Source organism: Streptomyces sp. NPDC107581, assembly GCF_055657175.1.
Genome location: NZ_JBVKBH010000009.1, coordinates 289,660 through 312,614 on the forward strand (window position 1 = coordinate 289,660; position 22,955 = coordinate 312,614).

28 protein-coding genes are annotated in these 22,955 nt (G+C 71.6%); 9 read left to right on the plus strand and 19 right to left on the minus strand.

From position 1 onward, the window contains the following. Positions 1-141 precede the first annotated feature (141 nt). The 12 genes from ACZ7P3_RS24655 to ACZ7P3_RS24710 all read right to left on the minus strand — a co-directional run bounded on the left by ACZ7P3_RS24655 (position 142) and on the right by ACZ7P3_RS24710 (position 11,204). Positions 142-501 (minus strand): DUF2516 family protein, encoded by a 360-nt coding sequence (locus ACZ7P3_RS24655; RefSeq protein ID WP_472085097.1) that lies wholly within the window; start codon positions 499-501, stop codon positions 142-144. A gap of 97 nt (positions 502-598) precedes the next feature. Then, positions 599-1,204: a hypothetical protein gene (locus ACZ7P3_RS24660; protein ID WP_472085099.1), complete on the minus strand. Its 606-nt coding sequence runs from the start codon at positions 1,202-1,204 to the stop codon at positions 599-601. Positions 1,205-1,291: 87 nt separating this feature from the next. Further along, entirely contained in the window at positions 1,292-1,783 is a 492-nt protein-coding gene (locus tag ACZ7P3_RS24665) for a helix-turn-helix domain-containing protein (RefSeq protein WP_472085101.1), read from the minus strand. Positions 1,784-2,137: 354 nt separating this feature from the next. Continuing rightward, complete coding sequence (locus tag ACZ7P3_RS24670; RefSeq protein WP_472085103.1) at positions 2,138-2,704, minus strand: DUF6817 domain-containing protein; 567 nt, start codon at positions 2,702-2,704, stop codon at positions 2,138-2,140. A gap of 388 nt (positions 2,705-3,092) precedes the next feature. Next, positions 3,093-3,596, minus strand: a complete 504-nt coding sequence (locus ACZ7P3_RS24675; RefSeq protein ID WP_472085105.1) for an HAD domain-containing protein — start codon at positions 3,594-3,596, stop codon at positions 3,093-3,095. A 260-nt stretch (positions 3,597-3,856) separates the two neighbouring features. Then, positions 3,857-5,896, minus strand: a complete 2,040-nt coding sequence (locus ACZ7P3_RS24680) for a HelD family protein (protein ID WP_472085107.1) — start codon at positions 5,894-5,896, stop codon at positions 3,857-3,859. 40 nt (positions 5,897-5,936) lie between these two features. Then, positions 5,937-6,563, minus strand: coding sequence for a TetR/AcrR family transcriptional regulator (locus tag ACZ7P3_RS24685; RefSeq protein WP_472085109.1), 627 nt, complete (start codon positions 6,561-6,563; stop codon positions 5,937-5,939). Positions 6,564-6,601: 38 nt separating this feature from the next. Further along, positions 6,602-7,561, minus strand: a complete 960-nt coding sequence (locus tag ACZ7P3_RS24690) for an ATP/GTP-binding protein (RefSeq protein WP_472085111.1) — start codon at positions 7,559-7,561, stop codon at positions 6,602-6,604. Between the two features lie 88 nt (positions 7,562-7,649). After that, a complete protein-coding gene (locus tag ACZ7P3_RS24695; RefSeq protein ID WP_472085113.1) occupies positions 7,650-8,333 on the minus strand; it encodes an HAD family hydrolase in 684 nt (227 codons plus the stop codon). Between the two features lie 192 nt (positions 8,334-8,525). Further along, positions 8,526-9,233, minus strand: a complete 708-nt coding sequence (locus ACZ7P3_RS24700) for an HAD family hydrolase (RefSeq protein WP_472085115.1) — start codon at positions 9,231-9,233, stop codon at positions 8,526-8,528. Beyond that, positions 9,233-10,090: a GntR family transcriptional regulator gene (locus ACZ7P3_RS24705; RefSeq protein ID WP_472085117.1), complete on the minus strand. Its 858-nt coding sequence runs from the start codon at positions 10,088-10,090 to the stop codon at positions 9,233-9,235. Before ACZ7P3_RS24705 ends, ACZ7P3_RS24700 begins: the two co-directional genes overlap by 1 nt. A 520-nt stretch (positions 10,091-10,610) precedes the next feature. Continuing rightward, positions 10,611-11,204 (minus strand): RsiG family protein, encoded by a 594-nt coding sequence (locus ACZ7P3_RS24710; RefSeq protein WP_472085119.1) that lies wholly within the window; start codon positions 11,202-11,204, stop codon positions 10,611-10,613. A gap of 157 nt (positions 11,205-11,361) precedes the next feature. Here ACZ7P3_RS24710 and dtd point away from each other — a divergent pair, with 157 nt between their 5' ends. Continuing rightward, positions 11,362-11,787: a D-aminoacyl-tRNA deacylase gene (dtd, locus tag ACZ7P3_RS24715; RefSeq protein WP_472085121.1), complete on the plus strand. Its 426-nt coding sequence runs from the start codon at positions 11,362-11,364 to the stop codon at positions 11,785-11,787. A gap of 371 nt (positions 11,788-12,158) precedes the next feature. Further along, a complete protein-coding gene (locus tag ACZ7P3_RS24720) occupies positions 12,159-12,356 on the plus strand; it encodes a hypothetical protein (RefSeq protein WP_472085123.1) in 198 nt (65 codons plus the stop codon). A 130-nt stretch (positions 12,357-12,486) separates the two neighbouring features. Here the strand turns inward: ACZ7P3_RS24720 and ygfZ are convergent, their stop codons facing one another. Genes ygfZ through ACZ7P3_RS24735 form a run of 3 tightly spaced genes read right to left on the minus strand, consistent with a single transcriptional unit; the run spans position 12,487 to position 14,492 of the window. Beyond that, entirely contained in the window at positions 12,487-13,452 is a 966-nt protein-coding gene (gene ygfZ, locus ACZ7P3_RS24725; RefSeq protein ID WP_472085125.1) for a CAF17-like 4Fe-4S cluster assembly/insertion protein YgfZ, read from the minus strand. A gap of 10 nt (positions 13,453-13,462) precedes the next feature. After that, positions 13,463-13,900 carry a Fur family transcriptional regulator gene (locus ACZ7P3_RS24730; RefSeq protein WP_472085127.1) on the minus strand — a complete coding sequence of 146 codons (438 nt, stop codon included), beginning with the start codon at positions 13,898-13,900 and terminating at the stop codon, positions 13,463-13,465. Positions 13,901-13,916: 16 nt separating this feature from the next. Next, positions 13,917-14,492 carry a heme-binding beta-barrel domain-containing protein gene (locus tag ACZ7P3_RS24735; RefSeq protein ID WP_472085129.1) on the minus strand — a complete coding sequence of 192 codons (576 nt, stop codon included), beginning with the start codon at positions 14,490-14,492 and terminating at the stop codon, positions 13,917-13,919. A 222-nt stretch (positions 14,493-14,714) separates the two neighbouring features. Between ACZ7P3_RS24735 and ACZ7P3_RS24740 the strand changes: the two genes are divergently transcribed. Then, entirely contained in the window at positions 14,715-15,077 is a 363-nt protein-coding gene (locus tag ACZ7P3_RS24740) for a DsrE family protein (RefSeq protein WP_472085131.1), read from the plus strand. Between the two features lie 110 nt (positions 15,078-15,187). On the opposite strand, the gene ACZ7P3_RS24745 is transcribed toward ACZ7P3_RS24740, so the two are convergent. Next, entirely contained in the window at positions 15,188-15,451 is a 264-nt protein-coding gene (locus ACZ7P3_RS24745) for a DUF3099 domain-containing protein (RefSeq protein WP_472085133.1), read from the minus strand. Positions 15,452-15,573: 122 nt separating this feature from the next. On the opposite strand from ACZ7P3_RS24745, the gene ACZ7P3_RS24750 reads away from it, so the two are divergent. From ACZ7P3_RS24750 to ACZ7P3_RS24765, 4 genes are all read left to right on the plus strand, one after another. Continuing rightward, positions 15,574-16,311, plus strand: a complete 738-nt coding sequence (locus ACZ7P3_RS24750) for an LmeA family phospholipid-binding protein (RefSeq protein ID WP_472085135.1) — start codon at positions 15,574-15,576, stop codon at positions 16,309-16,311. Between the two features lie 232 nt (positions 16,312-16,543). Continuing rightward, the gene (locus ACZ7P3_RS24755; protein WP_350751515.1) at positions 16,544-16,624 is read left to right on the plus strand and encodes an Ms5788A family Cys-rich leader peptide; all 81 of its coding nucleotides are present in this window, start codon (positions 16,544-16,546) and stop codon (positions 16,622-16,624) included. Between the two features lie 137 nt (positions 16,625-16,761). Beyond that, on the plus strand, positions 16,762-17,601 hold the full coding sequence (locus ACZ7P3_RS24760) for a sulfurtransferase (protein WP_472085137.1): 840 nt from the start codon (positions 16,762-16,764) through the stop codon (positions 17,599-17,601). Positions 17,602-17,645: 44 nt separating this feature from the next. Next, on the plus strand, positions 17,646-17,933 hold the full coding sequence (locus tag ACZ7P3_RS24765) for a DUF1416 domain-containing protein (RefSeq protein WP_010351646.1): 288 nt from the start codon (positions 17,646-17,648) through the stop codon (positions 17,931-17,933). A gap of 366 nt (positions 17,934-18,299) precedes the next feature. On the opposite strand, the gene ACZ7P3_RS24770 is transcribed toward ACZ7P3_RS24765, so the two are convergent. The 3 genes from ACZ7P3_RS24770 to ACZ7P3_RS24780 are packed head-to-tail and all read right to left on the minus strand — an operon-like array spanning position 18,300 to position 20,762. After that, on the minus strand, positions 18,300-19,601 hold the full coding sequence (locus ACZ7P3_RS24770; RefSeq protein WP_472085139.1) for a hypothetical protein: 1,302 nt from the start codon (positions 19,599-19,601) through the stop codon (positions 18,300-18,302). Positions 19,602-19,605: 4 nt separating this feature from the next. After that, the gene (locus ACZ7P3_RS24775) at positions 19,606-19,860 is read right to left on the minus strand and encodes a MoaD/ThiS family protein (RefSeq protein WP_067316158.1); all 255 of its coding nucleotides are present in this window, start codon (positions 19,858-19,860) and stop codon (positions 19,606-19,608) included. A gap of 50 nt (positions 19,861-19,910) precedes the next feature. Then, complete coding sequence (locus tag ACZ7P3_RS24780; RefSeq protein WP_472085141.1) at positions 19,911-20,762, minus strand: alpha/beta hydrolase; 852 nt, start codon at positions 20,760-20,762, stop codon at positions 19,911-19,913. Between the two features lie 170 nt (positions 20,763-20,932). Between ACZ7P3_RS24780 and ACZ7P3_RS24785 the strand changes: the two genes are divergently transcribed. Both ACZ7P3_RS24785 and ACZ7P3_RS24790 read left to right on the plus strand, forming a co-directional pair. Next, entirely contained in the window at positions 20,933-21,712 is a 780-nt protein-coding gene (locus ACZ7P3_RS24785; protein WP_472085143.1) for a winged helix-turn-helix transcriptional regulator, read from the plus strand. Positions 21,713-21,809: 97 nt separating this feature from the next. Continuing rightward, on the plus strand, positions 21,810-22,832 hold the full coding sequence (locus tag ACZ7P3_RS24790) for a LacI family DNA-binding transcriptional regulator (protein WP_472085145.1): 1,023 nt from the start codon (positions 21,810-21,812) through the stop codon (positions 22,830-22,832). Positions 22,833-22,955: the final 123 nt, after the last annotated feature.

The window sequence follows — 22,955 nt, forward strand, 5'->3', positions numbered from 1 at the left end:
GGCCCCGGGCCGGACCGCACGGCCTACGTGGGCGGCCCCGGGCCGGACCGCACGGCCTACGTGGGCGGCCCCGGGCCGGACCGCACGGCATAGGTGGCCCCGGACCGCACGACGGGGGCGGTCCCGGGCGCCGGGTGCGGGTCAGCGGCCGCCGTTGTACGGCCCGTACGGACCGTCGCTGCTGCTCCCGCCGCCGCGGCGGCCCCAGCCGCTGCCGCCGCCGGAGACCTGCTTGACCGCGGGGCGTACGTCCACGATGTAGACGATGCTCGCGACCACGCCGGCGATCGGCAGGATGGACAGGAGCGAGAACAGATAGCTGACCACCAGCGCGATGCCGAGGATGATCAGCCAGAAGACCTTGTTCTGCTTGTCGGCCGCGCGGAAGGCGTCCTCGCGCCGGAACGCGGCGTCGAAGAGCCCGAACGCGGCGAGGGCCATCATGACGATCTTCAAGATCCCCATGAACCCCGCGAAGCCCAACATCAGCATGCTGCCCACCGCCCGCTCTCTCCCGGTCCGTACGCCGCCACCGTACCCATAGAACGGGCCGGGCACCCCAAAGGTGCCCGGCCCGATCCCGCCCGGTCGGTCATGCTCACTTGGCCGGCGGGGTCGTCTTCTTGGCGCCGGTGGCCTTGCGGGGGGCCGGGGTCTTCTTCGCCGCGGGCTTCTTCTCCGCGGCCTCGGCCTTGGCCCCGGCCGGCTTCGGCTCCTCGGCCTCGGCCTCCTCGACCTCGCCCTCCTCGGGCTTGCCCTCGACGGCGATCGCCAGGTCCTCGATCTCCTCGGCGGCCTCGCCGCGCCAGGTCTTCACGGCCTGCTCGCCGTGCTCGGCGACCTTCTCGTAGGTCTCACGGGCCTTGACGGCGTACTCGGCGGCAACGCCGACCCCGCGCAGGGCCAGGTCCTGGGCGTTCTCGCCGAACTTCTTCAGGTCGACGTCCAGGGTGCCGATGAACTCGTTGACCTTGGTCTGCAGGGTGGTCTGCGCCTCCTTGGCCCGGGCGGCGGCCTTCTCCTGCACGGCCTTCGGGTCGGTGTTGCGCACGGCCTCGATGCGGGCCGGGGCCTCGGCGCGCAGCTGCTCGACCAGGGCGGGCACCTTCTTGGCCTGCTGAAGAGCCAGGTCGGCGGTACCGGCGGCGAAGTAGAACGGAGTCGGGTCGCTGAAGGTCTTGCGCAGGTCGTCGGTGATGGCCATGGTGATGGTCCTCCCGGATTCGCGTTCGGCTGAGGTTGGTGTGGTCCGCGGTGTCGGCGGCCGGAGGCTGACTTGTCGAGGGCCTGCCTATCCGGCCGTCCGCCGCGGACCGGCATCACTGCCGCCGGCCGTGCGGGTGCCGCGTACGGCGGTGTCGCTCGGGACATCGGTGTCGCCGGGCCGTTCCTCCGCAGCCTGCTCGCCGAGGTCCTCGGCCGTGTCGCCGACCCCGAATCCGTTCTCCTTGCGGAAGGACTCGTAGATCTGGAGCAGCACCTGCTTCTGCCGCTCGTTGAGCGTGGGATCGGCGAGGATGACCGCTCTGGTCTCCACCTCGTCCCGGTCCCGCTCGGCGTCGAGGATGCCGGCGCGGACGTACAGCGTCTCGGCGGAGATGCGCAGCGCCTTGGCGACCTGCTGGAGCACCTCCGCGCTGGGCTTGCGCAGCCCGCGCTCGATCTGGCTCAGGTACGGATTGGACACCCCGGCGGCGTCGGCGAGCTGCCGCAACGAGAGCTGGGCGTTGCGCCGCTGCTCGCGCAGGTACTCACCGAGATTGCCGACGTTGAGCGATGCCATGCCCCCCACCTTGCCCCACCCGTGCTAACAATTGCAAGCACCTGCTTGCAAAAGCGAGCCACCCCACACCCATGATTCACCCACTCGCCACAAGGCCCGCTGTCCCGTCTCGGGCCGGCGGCTCCGATGTCGCTGGAGCGGGGGCTGGCGCTGGAGCGGGGGCTGGGGCTGAGGCTGAGGCTGGCGCTGGAGCGGGGGCTGGAGCGGGGGCTGGAGCGGGGGCTGGAGCCGGAGCCGGAGCCGGAGCCGGAGCCGGAGCCGGAGCCGGAGGAGTCTGACCTGAGATCTCGCGGTCTTCGAGGGGGAACCGCCGGCGACACGGTCCCCGTGAGAGGTCGGCTCTCCTGCGTCTGCTCAGCCCTGTGGACGTGGTTCCGGGGCGAGTACGGCGCGGCAGGCAGACCAGGCCGGTTCACTCAGCAGCGGGCGGAAGCGGGTGAACAGGGCGAGGAGTTCGGCTCCCCATTTCTCCCGGAAGGACCGGTCGACGCGGGCGAGATCGAGTTCGTTGGCGGCGGTCAGTTCGACGAAGTCCTGGCGCAGTTGCGGCTCGGGAACGCGGTCGCATCCGGTGAACCGATCGCGGAAGGCCGCATCGGCATCCGCGAGCTTCGGATAGGTCGCCTTCCGGTCGCAGGACGCGTAGAGGTACACGATCGCCTCGGCCTCCGCGCCGATCACCGCGGCGAGTTCGGTGCGGCGGTCCAGGGGCAGCAGGACCGTGGGGAAGCCGTCCGTGCCGTAGAACGCGTGGCTCAGGCCCGCAAGCCGGAGGGCAGGGCGGGCGCCCCATGCGGCGAGTTGTTCTTGGACACGCTGAAGGTGCACGAGAAGAGTGCCGCCCGGATGAGTGATGTCCACGGCACCGAGTTCGCGCAGGAGTGCGACGGCCCGATCGGCAGCGGGAGGGGAAGCGGACACGAGGCGGAATCCTTTCCGTTGCCCGGATCGGCGCCCGTCCGTGCCTCCGTCCGGCGTCCGGATCCCGCGAAAGTGCCGGACGGGTTGCGGCCCAGGGCCCTGTGCCGATCATCGCGAGCAGCAGCAACCCCGGTCAATCCCGAGGATTTCTCGAGAACCCCAAGCTGCCGCTTGGGGCCATGACTTCGGGCGACCTACGGCGTCTTCGCGGCCGTGCACCGGGCCGGCGGCCTCAACACCGGCTCCGTGCGCGTGACCACGGGCGGAACGGCCGTACGGCAGTTCATGTCCAGGTCATCGTCGCCTTCCTGCGGCGCTGCCCGAAGGCCGACCCGGAGTTCCGGAGAGCGAGCCCCGTGGTGGTGATCGGGCAGGCCCCGGAGCTTCCCTAGGCCAGGCCCGGCCGGCCGAGCGCCCCGAGCCACTCGCGTATCGAGCCGAAGTCGGCCTCCATCAGACCGTAGCGGTGGTCGACCCGGTGGAGGAGGGCCGGTCCTGGGTGGTGGACGGCGACCCAGGCGCGGTCGGCCTCGGTCAGTTCGTCGTCGATCCAGACGAAGGGGCGGCCGGCCGCCCAGGCGACCAGCGGCCGGGTCTTCCAGTGCAGCAGGTCCGGCGGCTCGTCCTCGTCCGGCCACTCGACGACCGGCAGCGGAGGCAGGCCGAGCCAGGGCGCCAGGACCGAGTTGGCGTCGTCCATCCAGGTCGTGGCCCACACCAGCTCGCAGCCCAGCTCCGCGAGCCGCGGCCCGAGCGCCGGGTCGACACGCTCCAGCAGCGGATGCGCGTCGGAGCCCGGCGGCAGGCCGCAGCCGTGGTCGTAGACCGGGTAGGCGCGGTCCGCCGCCCCGAACGGGATGATCGGGCCGTCGACGTCGAGGAAGAGCAGCATCACCCTCCATGATCAGCCCTTGAAGCCCCGCTCGGCGAGGCTCGCGGATCGCAGACCACAGACCACAGACTGCGGACCGAGGCTCCCAGCCCCCAGCCCCCAGCCCAAGGCTCACAGAGCGAGGCTCGCAGGCCGCGTCGGTCATGGCACGGTGCGCCTTCTCCCCCTCCTCGCCGCGCTCAGAACGGCAGTGCTCCTCGCCGCGCTCAGAACGGCAGTGCTCCTCGCCGCGCTCAGAACGGCAGTGCTCCTCGCCGCGCTCAGAACGGCAGTGGCCGTTCGTGCACGACGTCCAGGCGGGACACCGCGCGGGTCAGTACCACGTACAGCCGGTGCCCGCCCCGCTCCTCCGCCTCGGTGACGGCGGCCGGTTCGACGGCGACGACGTGGTCGTACTCCAGGCCCTTGACCAGGCTCGCGGGCACCACGGCGACCCGGGCACCCAGGTCCTCGGGTCCGGCCGTCCGGATGCCGGCCGCGGTGAGCGCGTCCCGTACCCGGGCCAGGTCCGCATCGGCGGCGACCACCCCGACCGATCCCTCGCGGGCGAGCGCCTCCCGTACGGCCGCCACGGTCGTGCCGGGCACGTCGTTTGTCGGCCGGATGCTCAGCTCGCCGTCCGAGCGCAGCGACCGGGCGGCGGGCACGGCCACGTCCAGCCGTGCCAGCAGGCGGTTGGCCAGCCCGACCACCGCGGCGGGCACCCGGAACCCGATGGTCAGCGGCACCACGGCCGCGCCCGGCTTGCCCAGGTGGCGCAGCTGGACGTCCCAGTCCCGGGCCGCCCACGGCGTGGTGCCCTGGGCGAGGTCGCCGAGCACGGTCAGCGAGCCGAAGACGGCCCGGCGGGCGATCGCCCGGCACTCCATGGGCGAGAGGTCCTGGGCCTCGTCCACGACGATGTGGCCGTACCCCTCGGGGTGCTCGACCAGCCCCGACAGCTCGTCCAGGAGGACGAGATCGGCGGCCGACCAGCGGGCGGACTTGTACGACCGCGGCGGGCGCGGCCACAGCAGCGCCGCCTGCTCGCCCGGGTCCAGCAGCCCGTCGGCGGCCCGCGCCAGCGCCTCGCTGTCGCCGAGCAGTTCGGTGAGGACCTCCTCGGGCCGGGCCTTCGGCCACACGGCGTCCAGCCATGCGGTCAGTGCCCGTGCCCGTTCGATCCGGCGCACCCAGGCGTTCGGCGGCGGCCCGGACCGCCGTTCGACCCGCTCCAGCAGCCGTCGCACGATCCGGGAGCGCACCCGCTCGCGCCCGACGGCGTACGGCGGCTGCTCGGCGCGAACCTCCTCGACGATGCCGGCCAGCGCCCCGGCGGACAGCCGCCACCGGTAGGAGCCGTCGGGTACGGCCAGCTCGGCCGCGTCCGCGGCGGACACGCGCGCGTACAGTGCCCGGCGCAGCACCTCGGCCATGCGGGCGTCGTGCTTGACGGTGGCCGTGGGGACGGGGTCGGTGCCGGTGACCGGGTGGCGGGCGATCTCGTCCAGGAGGGTGGCCTGGCGGACCCCGGTCTCGCCGAGGGAGGGCAGCACCTCGGCGATGTAGGCGAGGAAGGTGCGGTTGGGGCCGAGGATCAGCAGGCCGGAGCGCTGGATCCGCTTGGGGTGGGTGTAGAGCAGGTAGGCGGCGCGGTGCAGGCCGACGGCGGTCTTGCCGGTGCCCGGGGCGCCCTGGACGCACACGGAGGCGGTGAGGCCGGCGCGTACGAGGTCGTCCTGCTCGGGCTGGATGGTGGCGGCGATGTCCCGCATCGGCCCGACCCGGGGCCGCTCGATCTCCCGCGTGACGATGTCGCTGACCTGGGACTCGCCCCGGCCCAGGCGCTCGTCCTCCAGCCCGGTGAGGTCGGCGGAGCCGCCCCGGCCGCCCGGCGCCCAGCCGAACCGGCGCCGGACCTCGACGCCCTGCGGCTCACGCGCACTGGCCTGGTAGAAGGCGCGGGAGACGGGCGCCCGCCAGTCCACGACCAGGGGCGGGGCGGCCGGGTCCTCGGTGATCCGCAGCCGGCCGACGTGGTAGCTCTGTCCGCCGTGCTCGGGGGCGGTGCCGGCGAAGTCCAGCCGCCCGAAGAACAGCGGGCCCTCGGGCAGTTCCCGCAGCGCCTTGGCCCGGCTGCGCAGCTGGTAGCCGAGGACCTCGGCGTCGGCACCGGAGGCGGAGACGTCCTCGCCGGCGACGACCTGATCGGCGGCGCCGTCGACCATGGCGGCGAAGGCGGTGGCGCAGGTGTCGTGGTAGGCGCGTTCGCCGTGGAGGGCGGCTTCCATGTCCTCGGGAGCGGGGTGGGGTGACGTCATGGCCCCACCGTACCCAGAAAATGTAACTGGGTTAAATATGTTACTTGGTCTCACCTATCGGATCGCTGAGGTACGACAGCCCCGCAGCCAGCCGCCGGAAGGCCCGCTCCGCCGCCGGCACCGCGTCCGCCCGCACCCGGGCCACCGCCTCGCCGGCCGCGATCCGCCGCCAGTTCTCCTGCGCGAGGATCCGCTGGACGGCGATGATCTGGCCCGCGGCCAGCCGCGCGTCCAGGCCGCCGCCGAGGGCCTCGGCGAGCGCCTCCTCCGACCGCTCCACATACCCGTACAGCCGCGCCACCAGGGCGGGCGTGCCGTACAGCAGGGTGTGGAAGGCGAGCACCTGCGGATGGTCGTTCAGCCCGGTGACCGGATCGCACCGCTCCAGCCCCTCCAGGAAGTGCCGGCGCAGCGCGTCCAGCGGCTCGGCGGCCCCGGCGGCCACCCGCGCGGCCTCCGTCTCGTGGTCCGCGAACCGGTACAGGACCAGGTCCTCCTTGGCCGGGAAGTACCGGAAGAGGGTCGGCTTGGAGATCCCGGCCGCGGCGGCGACCTCCGCGACCGACACGGCGTCGAAGCCGCGCTCCAGGAACAGCCGTACGGCGGTGTCCGACACGTCCTGGTACATCCGCTGCTTCTTGCGCTCGCGCAGGCCCATCTCTTCCATGGGGGGAGCCTACGCAGTGCCGGGGCCCGGCCCCGGGGTCAGTCCTGGCGCCGGGGGGCGGGGACGGGACCGGCCGACCAGGCCTCCTCCAGGCGGACGGCGCGGTTCCAGTCGTGCTCGTAGAGGCCCCGGTAGTGGCGGATCTTCTCCCGTGCCTGCGGTCCCGCGTCCCGGTGCCAGCGGCTCAGCGGCGCCTCGTGCCCGATGATGTCGAGCAGCAGGTCCGTGCTCCCGTCCGTGCTGTACACGTCCGGCCGCAGCTCGAACTTGTCGTACTCCCCCTCGATCACCTGGTCCTCGTTGAGGAGGTACACCTTCCGCGTCGGCGCCATGTGCAGCACCTTGTACTCGACCGTCAGGGTGCCCTGGTTCCGGTTGTTCATCCGCTCGATCATCCCCTCCAGGTCCGCCTTGTACTCGGAGATGCGTCCCACCAGGAAGGCACGGAAAGCGGGGGCGTCGTAGACCGTCCCGTCCGGCCGCACCCGTCCGGGATAGGCGATCGGCCGGCTGAGGTCGGGGACCAGGACCCGGAGGGAGACCTTGCGGTCCGCACGCGGGGGAAGCGCCCCCAGCAACCGCTTCAGCGGCAGGGCGAAGTTCTCCCCCGTGAACGCCATGGTGGCCAGCTTGATGTCGTTCCCGCTCCACAGCGCGCGCCGGAGCTCCTCGGTGATGTGCTCCGAGTCGATCTGGGCACCGGCCGCCGACTGCTGGGCCACCAGGTCGGCCAGGGCGTCGCGCAGGCCCTCCGTGGACACCCGCTGGCTCTCCGTCGCCGAGTTCAGCCGCTGCACCTCGCTGTAGAGCACATAGCCCACCAGGCTCAGCAGGGCCGCGCTGATGTACACCTTGCCCTGCAGGGCGTCGCCCACCGGTTTGACGAACTGCGCGATCAGGCCGACGACGAAGACGGCCAGCAGCACGATCCTCGTCAGTACGCCCTCGGCCCGCTCCCAGCGGGCCGACAGTCTGCTTCTCAGCGTGGTGTCCGCCACCAAATCCCCCTTTTGGCTTCCGCCGCCAAATCCCCCTCTTGGCAAGCGCCTTGGCGCGGTCACCTCATGGTGCCCGGTGACGGTCCGGTCAGGAAGGGGAGGCGCCGCCCCCGCCCGGTCCGGTGTGCCGGGCGAGCTCCAGCAGCGGAGGATACGAGGACAGAACGACCTTCGCCCCGGCGTCGCGCAGCCGCAGCCGCTTCTCGGTGTTGCGGCCGTAGCCGATGAAGCGGACCCCGGCCCGTTCGGCGGCGTCGAAGTCGGCGGGGGTGTCCCCGATCATCACCGCCTCGTCCGGAGGCAGCCCGAGACCCCGCAGGGCACGGTGGAGGACATCGGGATGCGGTTTCATCAGGCCGGGATCGGGGCTGCGCCCGTGGATCGCCTCGAAGTAGGGCCGCAGACCGTGGTCCCGGAGGTAGCGGTCCGCCGCGCGGGCGTCGTTGTTCGTGACCACGGCCAGCCGGGACCCGCGTCCGTGCAGCCATCCGATCAGCCGGTCCGCGCCGGGGGTGGGCAGCGCGGACGGGACGGCGGCCAGCTCGAACTCCGTCAGCTTCGCGTCCATGTCCTCGACCAGATCACCGAGGTCCCGCCCCTGCCGCGCGCGGTGGACCTCCCGAAGCACCAGATACGGGTCCTTGTCGGTCCACTCCACGGCCGCGCCGCGCGGGTACAGCCGGCAGACGGGCCCGTCGAAGTCGAACAGGACGCAGCCCGCGTCCGTCAGCAGCTCCCAGGCGTTCTCGACGTCCCGGTGCTCACCACCCATGCCGTCCCATCCGCTCCTCAGCTCGCCCCCGCACTCCGTACGCCCGGGCCACGGGTACCCCGCCCAGCCTCAACGGCCGCCGGTCCGTGGGCAAGGCCCGACACACGTGTCCAGCCGCACGGGTGAGGGCGATACGGCCGGGCGGGAGCGACTCCCGTCCCCCGGCACATGTGAACCGCCGTCCGGGACAGCCTAGTTGGGGCGGACAGGCGTTCTGAGCACGGAAAGGACCGCTTCCAGCGACCGTACGACCACGGGGGCACCCGCCGCCCGCAGCCGCTGCTCCCCGGCCTCGCCCTGCGCATGGCCCAGGAACGGCACACCGGCCGCGCGCGCCGCGGCGAGGCCGAGCGGGGAGTCGCCGAGGGCCAGGACGGCGTCCGGCGCGGCTCCCGTCGCGCCCAGGACGCGCATCAGGCCGTGCCGGTCCGGCTCCGCACCGCGCCCGAGCCCGTCCCGGCCGTAGACGCGGGGAGCGAAGCACTCGGTGAGGCCCCGGCCGGCCAGATAGGCGGTGACCGCCTGCGGCGCGTTGCCTGCGACGACGGCCATACGGGCACCGAGGGCCGTCCAGGTGCGGATCAGCGGGTCGGCGAAGGCGGTCGGCATCGCCGAGGACACGGCCCGCAGCTCCTCCCGGGTGAGCCGCTCCTCCAGTTCCGCGACGAGATCCCCGTCGGGACCGCCGCGGTCCACGGCGCGCAGCACCGCCTGCGGGTCGGGCGTGTCCCGGTCGATGCCGGTGAGCAGATCACGCAGGCCCCGCCGCTCCAGCCGGTCCACCAGGTCGGCGGCCACCCGTTCCGCCTCGCGCCTGGCGAACAGGCGGCAGATCGGCCCGTCGAAGTCCCAGACGACGACACGGGCCGGTGCGATCAGTTCGGTCAGCTCAGAGGTCACTAGGAGAGTGTCAGGTCCGAGGAGATGGTTTCCCAGAGGGCGTCGAACCACATCTGGGACTGTTCCACGAACGCAGCATCCCGCTGGCCGGCCCGGCCGTCGAAGCAGAACAGGAGGGATGCGGTGCCCAGGACGTCGTACATCTCCAGCGGCCCGCTGTCCGTCTGCTCCTCGCGGCGCGTGAGCATGTAGTAGGCGAGCAGCGCCTCCGTGCCGTTGAGCAGGTACAGCTTCACCGGCGGGGTGAACGGCAGCGCACGGAAAGCCACCCGCACGTCGATGCCGTGGCTGGAGCGCAGGGTCATGAGGTTGTGCCGCAGGACCTGCCCCTGGGCGTTGCGCTGGCCGAGCCAGCGCTCGTGGACCGGATCGTCCCCGCCCCGGCCTTCCACCGCGACCGGGAAGGCGAGGCCGATGTCCCTCGACGGCAACAGGATGCGCACGTCCACCGACTGAGGGCGGATGCGGCCCAGATGGATGAGGCGCAACGGCTCGGTCAGCGCCAGCATCAGGGTCTCCGCGGTCAGGCAGGCCGCGTCCACGCGCACCGTGGGGGCCGAGAACGCCTGCGCCAGCCGGGGCGCCAGGGCCACCATCGTCGGCTGGGGTTCGTCGCCGGCGGGCGCCGGCTCGGCGATGCGCGGCGGACTGCCCTTGGTGATGTTGCTGAGCAGACCGGCGTCCGCGAGTTCCCTGAGGGCCTGGCGTACGGCACCGCGCTCCACCCCGAACTCCTCGGCCAGCTCGGCCTGGGTGGGGAGGCGGTCTCCGGCTCTGAGCTCTCCGGCCCGGATCCGTTCCCGAAGCGCTTCGGCGATCTCCCGGGGCGTGAGCCTCCCGCTGCCGTTGATGTGCATGAGCTCCTCCGTCAGCGGGATCCCGGTGCGCCGGGACCAGGTCCGGGAGAGCGCCCGCGTCCCGTCGAACAGGCGGAGCTCGACCGGCGGGGTGAAGGGCGGCTGCGCGCACCGGACCCGGTCCGGGCCCGCAGCTCGTCCGCCGCCCGGAGGGGCGGCCGAAGCGGCCGCTGCCGCATGGTGCCACCGGCGCCTTGCGACTCCACACCGGCACAGTACAACTTTGCGCCAACTCACGGCAGTTGTTCCACAGATGGTGACCAACTCGAACCAACCGCGGCGCCCGTCATGGCAGTTGACGGAAACGGAGGATTTCCCGGGCGCCAAAGGCACCTCGGGCTGCGCAACAGGGACGCCCCGGCCTGCGCAGCACGTACTCCCGGGTCTGCGCAGCACGTATCCCTGGGCCTGCGCAGCACGTACTCCTGGGCCGGCGCGACACGTGCTCGTGGGCCGGCGCAGCAGAGACGCCGAGGCCCGCACGTCGGCGTCCCGGCCGGTCAGGTCGGGTCAGGTCAGGTCAGGTCAGCAGGTCGTCCACCTGTGCCTCGCCCACCCGGTAGCGGCGCGCGATCTCCCCGCTGCACTCGTCGGTGGTGCCCTGCAGCCGCTGGCGGCGCCCGGAGACCTCCTGCTCGTAGCGGACCAGGCGACCCATCGCGGTGGTCAGTTCGAGGTCGGTCCTGGCCTGGAGATCCGACAGCTCGACCTCCGCGAGCATCTCCGCGGCCAGCCGCCGGTACTCCTCGTTGTGCGGGGTACCCAGCGTGACATGGCGGGCCGAGGAGCGCTGGCGGGCCGGGGCGTCGGTGAGGATCTCCGGCAGCCGCTGCACCACGGAGGCGTCCGCGGGCGCCGGCACGGACGCCCGGCCGCGCCGGGCCAGTTCCGCGCGCAGGATGTCGATCCGGCCCTGCAGCAGCCGCCGCACATAGCTGAGGTCCGCCTCGTCGCGCTGGGCGTCGCGGCGCAGTGCCCGCAGTTCGGGCAGGCTCAGCCGGGCCAGGTCGTGCTCGGGCGGCTCCGCCGGCAGCGACGGCCCGGGCGGGCTGTCGCCGCGCTGTGCGGGCGGCCGATGTGTCTCCAGCCGCCCGCTGGTACTCGGTGTGCTCATCTTGCTGACCGTCCCCTCGACCGGCGTGTGAAAGCATCGTGCCACCCCAAGTGGCCGCTATGTGACCGAGTGCCCCCGAACAGCCCCAGATGGGGGGTTAAGGATCAATAATGGGCCCCTGGTGACGGTGCACGGGCCACCCGGCATGATGGTCCGCATGCGAGCGGTGGTGCAGAGGGTGGACGGCGCGAGCGTCGTCGTGGGCGGCGAGACGGTGGGCGCGATCGAGGGCGAGGGACTGTGCGTCCTCGTCGGGGTCACCCATGAGGACACCAAGGAGAAGGCGGCCCAACTGGCCCGCAAGCTCTGGTCGATCCGGATGCTCCAGGACGAGAAGTCCTGCAGCGACATCGACGCCCCGCTGCTCGTCATCAGCCAGTTCACCCTCTACGGCGACGCCCGCAAGGGCCGCCGCCCCACCTGGAACGCGGCCGCACCCGGCGAGGTGGCCGAGCCGCTGGTGGACGAGGTGGTCGCCCAGCTGCGCACGCTGGGCGCGACGGTGGCGACGGGCCGGTTCGGGGCGCAGATGCGGGTGTCGTTGACCAACGACGGTCCGTTCACCGTACTTCTCGAGATCTGACGGCAGTTGGCTGCCAAGTTGTTTATGAACCGCCGCCCGGCGGGGATAACTTAGCCAGAGTTGGTTGCCAACTTCCGCGAGCTGGCGGATATTGGTTGCCGAAGCGTCTCCCGGCTTCCCTGTCAGCCCAGGCGAGTCGGACGCACAGCGAGGCGGGACCTGTAGCAGCAGGTCCCGCTGTTGTGGTTTTCCTACGTCGCGCGACGCAGCGACGTCTCCTACGGCCGTACGGCTCTTTTCCGTAATTTGGAATGTGTTGCTCCGGTTGCCGCGCGGGCATCTCTCCGAACACGGAATACGCGGCTGCTACCGCCTATTCCGCGCTTCACCCCTCGCCTGGGCTGACAAAGGAAAAGAAAGGGAGCAGGGGTATGGAAGAACACCGGACGGCCGTCGCACGGCTGCCCATGTCGAACGCCATAGCGGCGGTGATCATCGCCGTCGCGGCACTCCTGGCCGGCATCGTGGTGCTGCTCGTCATGCCGGGGACGATCGAAGCGCTGGGCACATCGGCGACGATCAGCGGCTCCGGATTCACACTGGCGGCGAGGATCGCCGTGCCGCGCTGAGAACGGACACTGGCGGCGAGTGTCGCCGTACCGCGCTGAGAACGGACACTGGCGGCGAGTGTCGCCGTACCGCGCTGAGAACGGACACTGCCGGGCCCGGCACCCGGGTCCCGGCAGTGGCCACGCGCCCTCAGGGTTCCACGACGACTTCCTGGGCGGCAGCCGTGTTCCCGGCGACCAGGGGCTCGTCCACCGGCACGTTCCGCTTGACCAGCGCCAGGGCCACCGGTCCCAGCTCGTAGTGGCGCACGGAGGTCGTCACGAAGCCGATCCTGCGCCCGTCCGGGCCCTCGCCGGCGACCCGGATCTCCGTGCCCGGCGCGGGCAGATGGACCTCGCTGCCGTCCAGGTGCAGAAAGACCAGCCGGCGGGGCGGCTTGCCCAGGTTCTGCACCCGGGCCACCGTCTCCTGGCCGCGGTAGCAGCCCTTCTGGAGGTGGACCGCGGTACCGATCCAGCCCAGCTCGTGCGGGATCGTGCGGTGGTCGGTCTCGAAACCGAGACGGGGGCGGTGGTGCTCGACGCGCAGCGCCTCGTAGGCGAGCAGACCGGCGGCGGGACCCGCCTTCGCCGCGAAGTCCTCCAGGTCCGCCCGCGGCAGGAACAGATCACGGCCGTACGCCGTCTCGCGTACGACGACACCCTCGGGCACCTCGGCGATCGAGCCGGCCGGCAGGTGCACCACGGCGGTGTCGGCCGTGCGGTCGGCGACCTCGACCCGGTAGAAGAACTTCATCGAGTCCAGGTACGCGATCAGCGCCTCCTGGGTGTCGGGCTCCACATGGGCCCAGACCGTCGTGCCGTCGTCCACCAGGTACAGGGCGTGCTCGATGTGGCCGTGCGCGGAGAGGATCAGCGCCTCGGTGGCCTCGCCCGCGGGCAGGTCGCTGACATGCTGGGTGAGCAGCAGGTGCAGCCAGCTCAGACGGTCCTCGCCGGTGACCGCGACCACCCCGCGGTGGGAGAGGTCGACGAAACCGGTGCCGTCGGCGAGGGCGCGCTGTTCGCGGAACAGGTCGCCGTAGTGGGCGGCGACGCCTTCGTCCACGCCCTCGGCGGGGACGGCGCCGGGCAGGGACAGCAGGGGGCTCTTCATACGGGTAAGCCTACGACGTGGTACTTGAACCCTTGAGCGAACAGGCCTGGCAGCGGCCGAAGATCGCAAAATGCTTCATGTCGGTGTCGAAGCCGAACTGCTCGCGCAGCTTGGCCGTGAACTCCGCGGCCACCGCGACGTCCGCCTCGATGACGTTGTCGCAGTCACGGCACACCAGGTGCAGATGGTGGTGCCGGTCGGCGAGGTGGTAGGTGGGCGCGCCGTGGCCGAGGTGGGCGTGGCTGACCAGGCCCAGCTCCTCCAGCAGCTCCAGCGTGCGGTAGACGGTGGAAATGTTGACCCCCGACGCCGTCTTCCTCACCTCGTTGAGGATGTCGTCGGGGGTCGCATGCTCCAGGGTGTCCACGGCTTCGAGCACGAGTTGCCGCTGCGGCGTCAGCCGGTAGCCGCGCTGCCTGAGGTCGCTCTTCCAGTCGGTGCTCACCACACCAGAGAGTCTAGAACTACTTGAAGAAGGCGATGCCGTCGTCCGGAAGGTCGTCGGGCAGGGCCTTGGCCCAGCGTTCGACCTCCTCGGGGGTGACGACCTTCTTCAGCTGGGCCGACATGTAGGGGCGCAGCTCGACCTCGGGGGTCTGCTTCTCGCCGACCCACATCAGGTCGCTCTTCACATAGCCGTACAGCCGCTTGCCGCCGTTGTAGGGGGCGGAGCCGGCCGTCCGCGCCACGGCGTCCGTGACCAGGTCGATCTGCGGCTTCTTGTCGGCCAGCTCGCCGTACCAGATCTCGATGACGCCGTCGTCGCGGGTCATCGTGACCTCGACCTTGCGGTCGGCGTCGATCCGCCAGAAGCCGGACTCCGACTCCAGCGGCCGGACCTTGTTCCCGTCGCCGTCCAGCACCCAGGTGTGAGAGCGGTACTCCAGGAAGTCCCGGCCGTCGTGGGTGAAGCTGACTTCCTGCCCGAAGTTGCACTTCTGGGAGCCGGGGAAGTCGTGGACGCCCGCGCCGGCCCAGTTGCCGAGCAGGAAGGCGAGCGGGACGAGGTCCTTGTGCAGGTCGGACGGGATCTCGATCATGAGCGGCAGTTCCTAGGTGGGGGTCAGCGCTGGCCCTGGTACAGCTTCTTCACGGTCAGTCCGGCGAAGGCGAGAACGCCGACGCAGACCAGGACCAGCAGGGTTTCGAAGAAGATCTCCACGGGTGCTCCTTGAGCGGGGGTGGGCGTACGACAGAGCCGGGGCCCAGCTTACGCGGCCGGGGCCGGGCGCTCCTGACGAGGTGCGGGCTACGCTTCCGCCATGGCGAAGAAGCTCGTGATCAAGGTGACTGCCGGGTCCGATGCGCCCGAGCGCTGCTCGCAGGCGTTCACGGTCGCGGCGGTGGCCGTGGCGAGCGGGGTCGAGGTCTCGCTGTGGCTGACCGGGGAGTCGTCCTGGTTCGCGCTGCCGGGGCGGGCCGCCGAGTTCGAGCTGCCGCACGCGGCACCGCTGCCGGACCTGATCGACTCGATCCTCGCGGCCGGCCGCGTCACGCTGTGCACGCAGTGCGCCGCCCGGCGGGAGATCACCGAGAAGGACGTGGTCGAGGGCGTACGGATCGCGGGCGCGCAGGTCTTCGTCCAGGAGGCTCTCGCGGACGACACCCAGGCGCTCGTGTACTGAGCGGCCCGGTCACCGCCTTGCCGAGCGGCCCGGTCACGGCACGGTACTGAGCGGCCCGGTCACGGCCCTGCCGAGCGGCACCCGGCAGAACCCGGTACCGGGCAGCCGTGTCACGGCCCGGGCCGTTTCTTGCCGTCCAGCTCGTCCCACCACTCGTCGGACTTGGGATCGCCGGACGGGTCGTCCCACCAGCGGTCCTCCGGACCCCGCCGGTTGGCGATCACCGCGGCGACCGGTGGGATGACCATGGCCACCACGCACATCCCGACGGCCGCGGGAACCGACCACAGGCGCACGACTCCCCACGCCAGGACGAAGAGGACGATGCACGTCCCCATCATGGCGAAGTACACGTGACGTCGCCGTGCGTACATGCTTCCAGGGTAGGCCGGGGCGCCCCTGTCACAAGTGATCCACAATCGGCCGCCGGGCGGCCCGTACGGAGTTACCGTGACGTAGCCGTACACCACCGTCGATCCGGGGGACACACACCACCATGCGCGCCCTGCGAATAATTCTGATCCTCGTCGTGATTCTGGGCGGGCTCTTCGTGATCGCGGACCGGGTCGCCGTCCACTTCGCCGAGAGCGAGGCCGCGGACAAGCTGAGGTCGACGCAGAACCTGGCCTCGACGCCGGACGTCAGCATCAAGGGCTTCCCGTTCCTGACCCAGGTCGCGGGCGGTTCCCTGGACGACGTCGAGGTCGGCATCAAGGACTACGAGGCGGCCACCGGCACGGCGGGCGGGACCATCCGTGTGGACGACCTGAAGGCCGACATGAAGGGCGTCGACTTCTCCGGCGACTACAGCTCGGCCACCGCGGCCACCGCCACCGGCACCGCGACGATCTCCTACGACCAGTTGCTGAAGACCGCCAAGTCCGAGCCGACCCAGGTCGCGCCGGGTGTCACCGCCCAGGTCATCGGCCTCTCCGACGGCGGCAACGGCAAGATCAAGGTCGCGGTGGCGGCCACCGTGTTCGGCACCAGGCTGCCCGAGCCGGTCTATGTGCTCAGCTCGGTCGCCGTGGAGAACGACAAGGTGAAGGTGCACGCCGACGCCCTGCCCCGGCTCGGCGGCGCCGCCGTCGCCGAGGGCCGGATCCGCCAGATCACCGACTTCCAGCAGGCCGTCGACCGGCTCCCGGGCGGCATCAAGCTGGACAAGGTGCAGGCCGCCAAGGACGGTGTGCAGATCAGCGTGAAGGGTTCGGACGTCAGGCTGGCCGGGTAACCGAGTAGCCGGAGTACGACCGCCGGCGAGGACCGGCGAGGGCCCGTGACACCGCGGGTGTCCGACAGGCGAGACACCCGCGTCCGCACCGCAGATGCACGGACCGGCACAGGCGCCCGGAAGCCGTCCCACGGCGACCGGGCGCTTTTCTCATCCCACAATCCGGACGATCGCGTCTCAGGATCCGACACACCGGTGACACGCCCGCCCGGACGTCCCTACGATCGACCGCATGAAGCGACAGGCGGATCTCACAAAGCGGCGGGCAGTGGACCTGTGCCGCGTTGCCGCCATGCTCTGTCGCCCCTTCTGAGCGAAATTCCGCGGGGAATCCTGCGGATGCCGCATTCTCGGCCGCCCTGTCTGGAAGGGCACCCGTGCGCCGCTCGGGCCTGAGCGCGCACTCTCTGTACTCGCACGCCCCGCCGCAACTGCCCCGGAGGAATGAGCATGAGCCGCAGCGACGTCCTGGTCGACGCCGACTGGCTTCAGGAGCACCTGGACGACCCGACCATCGCCATCGTCGAGGTGGACGAGGACACGTCCGCCTACGAGAAGAACCACATCAAGAACGCGATCCGCATCGACTGGACCAAGGACCTCCAGGACCCGGTGCGCCGCGACTTCATCGACCAGGAGGGCTTCGAGAAGCTCCTCTCGTCGAAGGGCATCGCCAACGACACCCTGGTGATCCTCTACGGCGGCAACAACAACTGGTTCGCCTCCTACGCCTACTGGTACTTCAAGCTGTACGGCCACGAGAACGTCAAGCTCCTCGACGGCGGCCGCAAGAAGTGGGAGCTGGACGCCCGCGAGCTGGTCGAGGAGGTTCCGCAGCGGGACAACACCGCGTACCGGGCCAAGCCGCAGAACACCTCGATCCGCGCCTTCCGCGACGACGTCGTGGCGGCCATCGGCTCGTACAACCTGGTCGACGTGCGCTCGCCCGACGAGTTCTCCGGCAAGCTGCTCGCGCCGGCCCACCTTCCGCAGGAGCAGTCGCAGCGCCCGGGCCACGTCCCGAGCGCGAAGAACATCCCGTGGTCGAAGAACGCCAACGACGACGGCACCTTCAAGTCGGACGACGACCTCAAGGAGCTGTACGCCCAGGAGAGCGTGGACCTCGCCAAGGACACGATCGCCTACTGCCGCATCGGTGAGCGCTCGGCCCTGACCTGGTTCGTGCTGCACGAGCTGCTGGGCGTGCAGAACGTCAAGAACTACGACGGCTCCTGGACCGAGTACGGCTCCCTCGTCGGCGTGCCGATCGAGCTCGGCGCCGGCAAGTAACCCCATCCGACCGACCTTCTGGTCAGACCCCTCTGGAGAAAGACATGTGTGGAGCGAAGGCCGGCGGCCCCGACGCCTCGACGATCAAGCCCGGTGAGACCACGATCCAGGGTCAGGTGACCCGCGACGGCGAGCCGGTGACGGGCTACGTGCGTCTGCTGGACTCGACCGGTGAGTTCACCGCGGAGGTGCCCACCTCCGCTACGGGCCAGTTCCGCTTCTATGCGGCCGAGGGCACCTGGACCGTGCGGGCTCTCGTTCCCGGCGCCACGGCCGACCGTACGGTCGTCGCCCAGCAGGGCGGGCTCGCGGAGGTCGCGATCGCCGTCTGACGAGGTCGGCGAGGGCCTGCCGACGGCAAGCCGATGGCCAGGGCCGCATTTCCCTTCGGGTTGGACGCCAGTGGGGGGTGCGGCCCTTCGGCGTCCCGCCGCGGGGTGTCTTTTCGACGCCGGGTGCGTGCACTCCTTCGGCGTGCCGCCGCGCGGGTGCCTCTGCGATGCCGGGTGCGTGCACGTCGTCGGCGTCCCGCCGCGCGGGTGTCTGTTTCACGCCGGTGCGGGTGAGCCGTGGCTGAGCGCACGGTTCCCCGCGCCCCGTGAGGGCGCCCGGTGCAACGCGCCCGAGGGGCGCGGGGAACCGCGCGGCGAGCCAGGACGGAGCCGCACCCGGCGCCCTGAGGGGCACCCCGGCGGCGGCTAGCCCAGGGCTCGTCCCAGGACCCAGACCACCGGGGCCGCCGCGGACAGCGGCAGCGCCACGCCCGCCGTGAAGTGCACGAAGCGGGAGGGGTAGTCGTAGCCGGCGACCCGGTGACCGATCAGCGCGCAGGCCGCTGCCGCCGCCCCCAGGGCGGAGCCCTTCGCGCCGCCCACCGCGATCCCCGCGCCCGCCGCAGCGAGCAGGGAGACCACGACCGAGGCCGGGGCCGGCAGGGGCAGGGCGCGGGCCAGGACGGCCACCGCGACCGCCGCCGCGCCCACCGACACCGCGTGCGGATCGGCACCGAGATAGCCCGTCGCGAGGACCGTGAGGGCCGTGGAGACGACCGTCGCCATCAGGCCGTACATCCGCTCGTCGGGCGAGGCGTGCGAGCGCAGCTGGAGCACCAGCGACAGCAGGACCCAGATGCCGAGCGGGCCGAGGATCGCGGCCGGCGCGTGGTCGCGGCCCGCGGCCAGGACCGCCACGTCCGCGGTGAGGCCGCCCGCGAAGGCCAGCGCGATGCCCTGCCGGGCGGGCCACATGCCGTTCAGCCGGAACCAGCCCGCGGCCGTGACGGCCTGGAGCAGTACCAGGGGCACGACGAGGGCCCACGCGGCGATGGGCGCCGAGGCGGCGATCAGCACGGCCAGCAGGGCGGTGAGCAGCGCCGGCTGCATGCCGGGCTCGATGATCGGCGAACGGCCCTCGATGCGGGCCCGCTGGGCATCGGTGACGCGGGCGTTGCCGGCGAGGGTGGCGGGGCCGTAGGAGGGGCCCGTCCCGTCGTCGGGCTCGGCTCCGGGCTCCGGTTCCCCGGCCGGGGGTGCGTACGGCTGCGGTGCGGGCGCGGGCGCGGCTTCGGGCCCGGGCGCCGGCGCGGCCGCGTACGGCCCCTGGTGGTGCCCGGCCTGGTGGTGCCCGGCCTGCTGGTACGCCTCCTGCTGGTACGCCCCCTTCGGGTACGCCTCCTGCTGGTACCCCTCCTGCTGGTGCAGGTACGCCGGGTCCGCCGCCGACGTCGTCGCGTGCGTCTGCGTCTCCCAGGTCTGGCCCTGCCACTGCTGGGTGTGCTGCGGGTCGTACCCGGGCTGCTCGTACTGGCCGCCCTGCCCCGGGTACTGGTCGTACGCCGACCAGGCCTGCTGCGGCTGCTGCGGCGGCGCCTGGTGCTGCGGCTGCTGGTGCTGCGGCGCCTGGTGCTGCTGCGGCTGCTGCTGCTGGTGCTGCGGCTGGTGCTGCTGCTGGTAGGGGTCGTAGCCCTCGTAGGGGCCGCCCTGATACGGCTGGTCGCTCAACGCCTCACCCTCCTGCGAACGGCGGGAGCACCTCGACCGTGCCGCCCTCGGCCAGCCGTACCGTCTCATGCGCGCGGGTCCCGACGGGGTCACCGTCGACGAGGAACGAGCATCGCTGCAGGACGCGCGTGAGTTCACCGGGGTGTCGCGCACGCACGGCGGCGAGCGCGTCGGCGAGGGTGGCCGCGTCGTACGGCTCCTCGGCGACCTGGGCCGCGGCCTTGGCAGCGGCCCAGTAACGGACCGTGACCTTGGGCATCTGGTTCCTCAATCGACGGCAGGAAAGAACAAAAGATGGTCGGGGTCAGGCTAGCCCGCCTGTGCGACCGCCCAGTCCCCGATCCGGGCCAGCAGTCCGTCGCCCGCCGCGTGCTCCGCATGGCCCATGCCGGGCTCCAGCCAGAGTTCGCCGTGGTCACCGGCCGCCTCGGCGAGCATCCGGGGGTGGTCGAGGGGGAAGTAGCCGTCCCGGTCGCCGTGCACGATCAGCAACGGCGTCGGAGCGATCCCCGGGACCGCCTCCACCGGGGAGAGCGGCACCGGGTTCCAGTCCCGGTGATGGATGCGGGTGCGCAGGCCGTAGCGGCCGACCAGGCGGCCCTCGGGGCGGGTGACCAGCCAGTGCAGCCGGCGCATGGGGGCCGTGCCCCGGTAGTACCAGCGCGCGGGGGCGCTGACCGAGACCACCGCGTCGACCGTGCCCGGGTGCAGGGCCGCGTGCCGGAGCACCACCGACCCGCCCATGGAGAAGCCGACGGTCACCAGGTGCGCGTGTCCGAAGCCGCGCGCCCACCGCACCGCGGCGGCCAGGTCCAGCACCTCCCGGTCGCCGACCGTGGAGCGGCCGCCCGAGGCGCCGTGCCCGCGGAAGGAGAAGGTGACGACGGCGCCGTAACGGGCCAGCGCGCCCGCCACCCTTCGTACATGTGGCCGGTCCGCGTCCCCGGTGAAGCCATGGGCGATCACGAACACGAGATCACGGGAGAGTGGACGGGAGGCATCCGGTTCTGCTTCGTATACGACCGTGGCAGGGTTGTATACGGAATCGACCGGGATCCCGTCGGCGGTGCGCAGGAACGTCCGGATAGGTGCCCTTCTGCCTGTCTCGGCATTCGGACGAACGGTGGAACGTGCCGCATGACCTGCCGGGCGGTTGCTCATGTGGGCTATTCTGCTGGGCAGAGGACTCGGGCAGCGCAGCCCCCGGGTCCTTTTGTGCTTTCGGAAGCGTTGTATACGAAGCGGGAAACCGCCGGTGTACGGGGCCCCGGGATCGCAGAGCAGTGCCGCACCGCACACGTCCTCGCAGGGACCGAGGAGGAACCAGACATATGAGTTCTCTGCTGCTCCTGACCAACGCCCTCCAGCCGTCGACGGAGGTGCTCCCCGCGCTTGGCCTGCTGCTGCACAACGTGCGGGTGGCTCCGGCGGAGGGCCCCGCCCTCGTCGACACCCCGGGCGCCGACGTCATCCTCATCGACGGGCGCCGTGATCTGCCGCAGGTGCGCAGCCTGTGCCAGCTGCTGCGCTCCACCGGCCCCGGCTGTCCGCTGGTGCTCGTCGTCACCGAGGGCGGCCTGGCCGCCGTCACCGCCGACTGGGGCATCGACGACGTCCTGCTCGACACCGCCGGCCCGGCGGAGGTCGAGGCACGGCTGCGGCTGGCCATGGGCCGGCAGCAGATCGTGAACGACGACTCCCCGATGGAGATCCGCAACGGCGACCTGTCCGTGGACGAGGCGACCTATTCCGCCAAGCTCAAGGGCCGGGTGCTCGACCTCACCTTCAAGGAGTTCGAGCTCCTCAAGTACCTCGCACAGCACCCGGGCCGCGTCTTCACCCGCGCCCAGCTGCTGCAGGAGGTCTGGGGCTACGACTACTTCGGCGGCACCCGGACCGTGGACGTGCACGTACGGCGGCTGCGCGCCAAGCTCGGCCCCGAGCACGAGTCGCTGATCGGGACCGTCCGGAACGTCGGTTATCGATTCGTGACGCCCGAGAAGGGCGACCGGTCCGGCGACGAGGCCAAGGCCAAGGCGGCCCGGGCAAAGGCGGAAGATGCGGACGCATCGGCCGTCCTGGACGACTCCCAGCTCCACGCGGACGCATAGCGAAGGCATGGACTCCGCTCCGGCGGGGCATTGCTTCCGCACATCCGGGATGCGATAAGCCCTGCCCAGAGCGGGTCCATCCGCGTAGACTCCGCGCGTGGCCAAGGTGACTCGGGATGATGTGGCACGGCTGGCTGGAACCTCCACCGCCGTCGTCAGTTATGTCATCAACAACGGACCCCGGCCGGTCGCCCCGGCCACGCGCGAGCGTGTCCTCGCGGCGATCAAGGAGCTGGGGTACCGGCCCGACCGGGTCGCCCAGGCGATGGCCTCGCGCCGCACCGACCTCATAGGCCTGATCATCCCGGACGCCCGCCAGCCCTTCTTCGGCGAGATGGCGCACGCGGTCGAGCAGGCCGCCTCCGAGCGCGGGAAGATGGTGCTCGTCGGCAACACCGATTACATCGGCGAACGCGAGGTCCACTATCTGCGCGCGTTCCTCGGCATGCGGGTCTCCGGCCTGATCCTCGTCTCCCACGCCCTGAACGACCTCGCCGCGGCCGAGATCGACGCCTGGGACGCCCGGGTGGTGCTGCTGCACGAGCGCCCGGAGGCCATCGACGACGTCGCCGTCGTCACCGACGACCTGGGCGGCGCCCAGCTCGCCGTGCGCCACCTGCTGGAGCACGGCTACGACTACGTCGCCTGTATGGGCGGTACGGCGGAGACCCCGTCCGTCGGCGACCCGGTCTCCGACCACGTCGAGGGCTGGCGGCGGGCCATGGCCGAGGCGGGCGTCTCCACCGAGGGCCGCCTGTTCGAGGCGCCGTACAACCGCTACGACGCCTACCGGGTGGCCCTGGAGGTGCTGGCCGGTCCTGAGCGGCCGCCCGCGATCTTCTGCTCCACCGACGACCAGGCGATCGGCCTGCTGCGGGCCGCGCGCGAGCTGCGCATCGACGTGCCCGGCGAGCTGGCCGTGGCCGCCTTCGACGACATCAAGGAGGCGGCGCTCGCCGACCCGCCGCTGACGACGGTCGCCTCGGACCGCTCGGCGATGGCGCGGGCGGCGGTGGACCTCGTCCTGGACGACGGGCTCAGGGTGGCGGGCTCGCGGCGCGAGCGGCTGAAGACGTTCCCGTCCCGGCTCGTCCTGCGGACCAGCTGCGGTTGCGGCTGAGCCCTTCCCGAGGGGCGCGTGAGGCCTCCATGAAGGCCGGGTGAGAGCCCGTCCCGCACGGCCGGAGGCGCCTTTATATCGGGCAAACGAGGTTCTGCCGGGCTTCTCAGGGAGCACTCAGGA

What these genes read in the sequence shown, in the direction of transcription:
- ACZ7P3_RS24755 (WP_350751515.1), top strand. Translation starts at nt 16,544, where the DNA reads ATGAAGCGACAGGCGGATCTCACAAAGCGGCGGGCAGTGGACCTGTGC.
- ACZ7P3_RS24680 (WP_472085107.1), bottom strand. Translation starts at nt 5,896, where the DNA reads ATGACGTCACCCCACCCCGCTCCCGAGGACATGGAAGCCGCCCTCCAC.
- ACZ7P3_RS24750 (WP_472085135.1), top strand. Translation starts at nt 15,574, where the DNA reads ATGCGCGCCCTGCGAATAATTCTGATCCTCGTCGTGATTCTGGGCGGG.
- ACZ7P3_RS24765 (WP_010351646.1), top strand. Translation starts at nt 17,646, where the DNA reads ATGTGTGGAGCGAAGGCCGGCGGCCCCGACGCCTCGACGATCAAGCCC.
- ACZ7P3_RS24785 (WP_472085143.1), top strand. Translation starts at nt 20,933, where the DNA reads ATGAGTTCTCTGCTGCTCCTGACCAACGCCCTCCAGCCGTCGACGGAG.
- ACZ7P3_RS24695 (WP_472085113.1), bottom strand. Translation starts at nt 8,333, where the DNA reads ATGGGTGGTGAGCACCGGGACGTCGAGAACGCCTGGGAGCTGCTGACG.
- ACZ7P3_RS24735 (WP_472085129.1), bottom strand. Translation starts at nt 14,492, where the DNA reads ATGATCGAGATCCCGTCCGACCTGCACAAGGACCTCGTCCCGCTCGCC.
- ACZ7P3_RS24760 (WP_472085137.1), top strand. Translation starts at nt 16,762, where the DNA reads ATGAGCCGCAGCGACGTCCTGGTCGACGCCGACTGGCTTCAGGAGCAC.
- ACZ7P3_RS24705 (WP_472085117.1), bottom strand. Translation starts at nt 10,090, where the DNA reads ATGCACATCAACGGCAGCGGGAGGCTCACGCCCCGGGAGATCGCCGAA.
- ACZ7P3_RS24745 (WP_472085133.1), bottom strand. Translation starts at nt 15,451, where the DNA reads ATGTACGCACGGCGACGTCACGTGTACTTCGCCATGATGGGGACGTGC.
- ACZ7P3_RS24780 (WP_472085141.1), bottom strand. Translation starts at nt 20,762, where the DNA reads ATGAGCAACCGCCCGGCAGGTCATGCGGCACGTTCCACCGTTCGTCCG.
- ACZ7P3_RS24710 (WP_472085119.1), bottom strand. Translation starts at nt 11,204, where the DNA reads ATGAGCACACCGAGTACCAGCGGGCGGCTGGAGACACATCGGCCGCCC.
- ACZ7P3_RS24775 (WP_067316158.1), bottom strand. Translation starts at nt 19,860, where the DNA reads ATGCCCAAGGTCACGGTCCGTTACTGGGCCGCTGCCAAGGCCGCGGCC.
- ACZ7P3_RS24685 (WP_472085109.1), bottom strand. Translation starts at nt 6,563, where the DNA reads ATGGAAGAGATGGGCCTGCGCGAGCGCAAGAAGCAGCGGATGTACCAG.
- dtd (WP_472085121.1), top strand. Translation starts at nt 11,362, where the DNA reads ATGCGAGCGGTGGTGCAGAGGGTGGACGGCGCGAGCGTCGTCGTGGGC.
- ACZ7P3_RS24665 (WP_472085101.1), bottom strand. Translation starts at nt 1,783, where the DNA reads ATGGCATCGCTCAACGTCGGCAATCTCGGTGAGTACCTGCGCGAGCAG.
- ygfZ (WP_472085125.1), bottom strand. Translation starts at nt 13,452, where the DNA reads ATGAAGAGCCCCCTGCTGTCCCTGCCCGGCGCCGTCCCCGCCGAGGGC.
- ACZ7P3_RS24740 (WP_472085131.1), top strand. Translation starts at nt 14,715, where the DNA reads ATGGCGAAGAAGCTCGTGATCAAGGTGACTGCCGGGTCCGATGCGCCC.
- ACZ7P3_RS24660 (WP_472085099.1), bottom strand. Translation starts at nt 1,204, where the DNA reads ATGGCCATCACCGACGACCTGCGCAAGACCTTCAGCGACCCGACTCCG.
- ACZ7P3_RS24720 (WP_472085123.1), top strand. Translation starts at nt 12,159, where the DNA reads ATGGAAGAACACCGGACGGCCGTCGCACGGCTGCCCATGTCGAACGCC.
- ACZ7P3_RS24675 (WP_472085105.1), bottom strand. Translation starts at nt 3,596, where the DNA reads ATGCTGCTCTTCCTCGACGTCGACGGCCCGATCATCCCGTTCGGGGCG.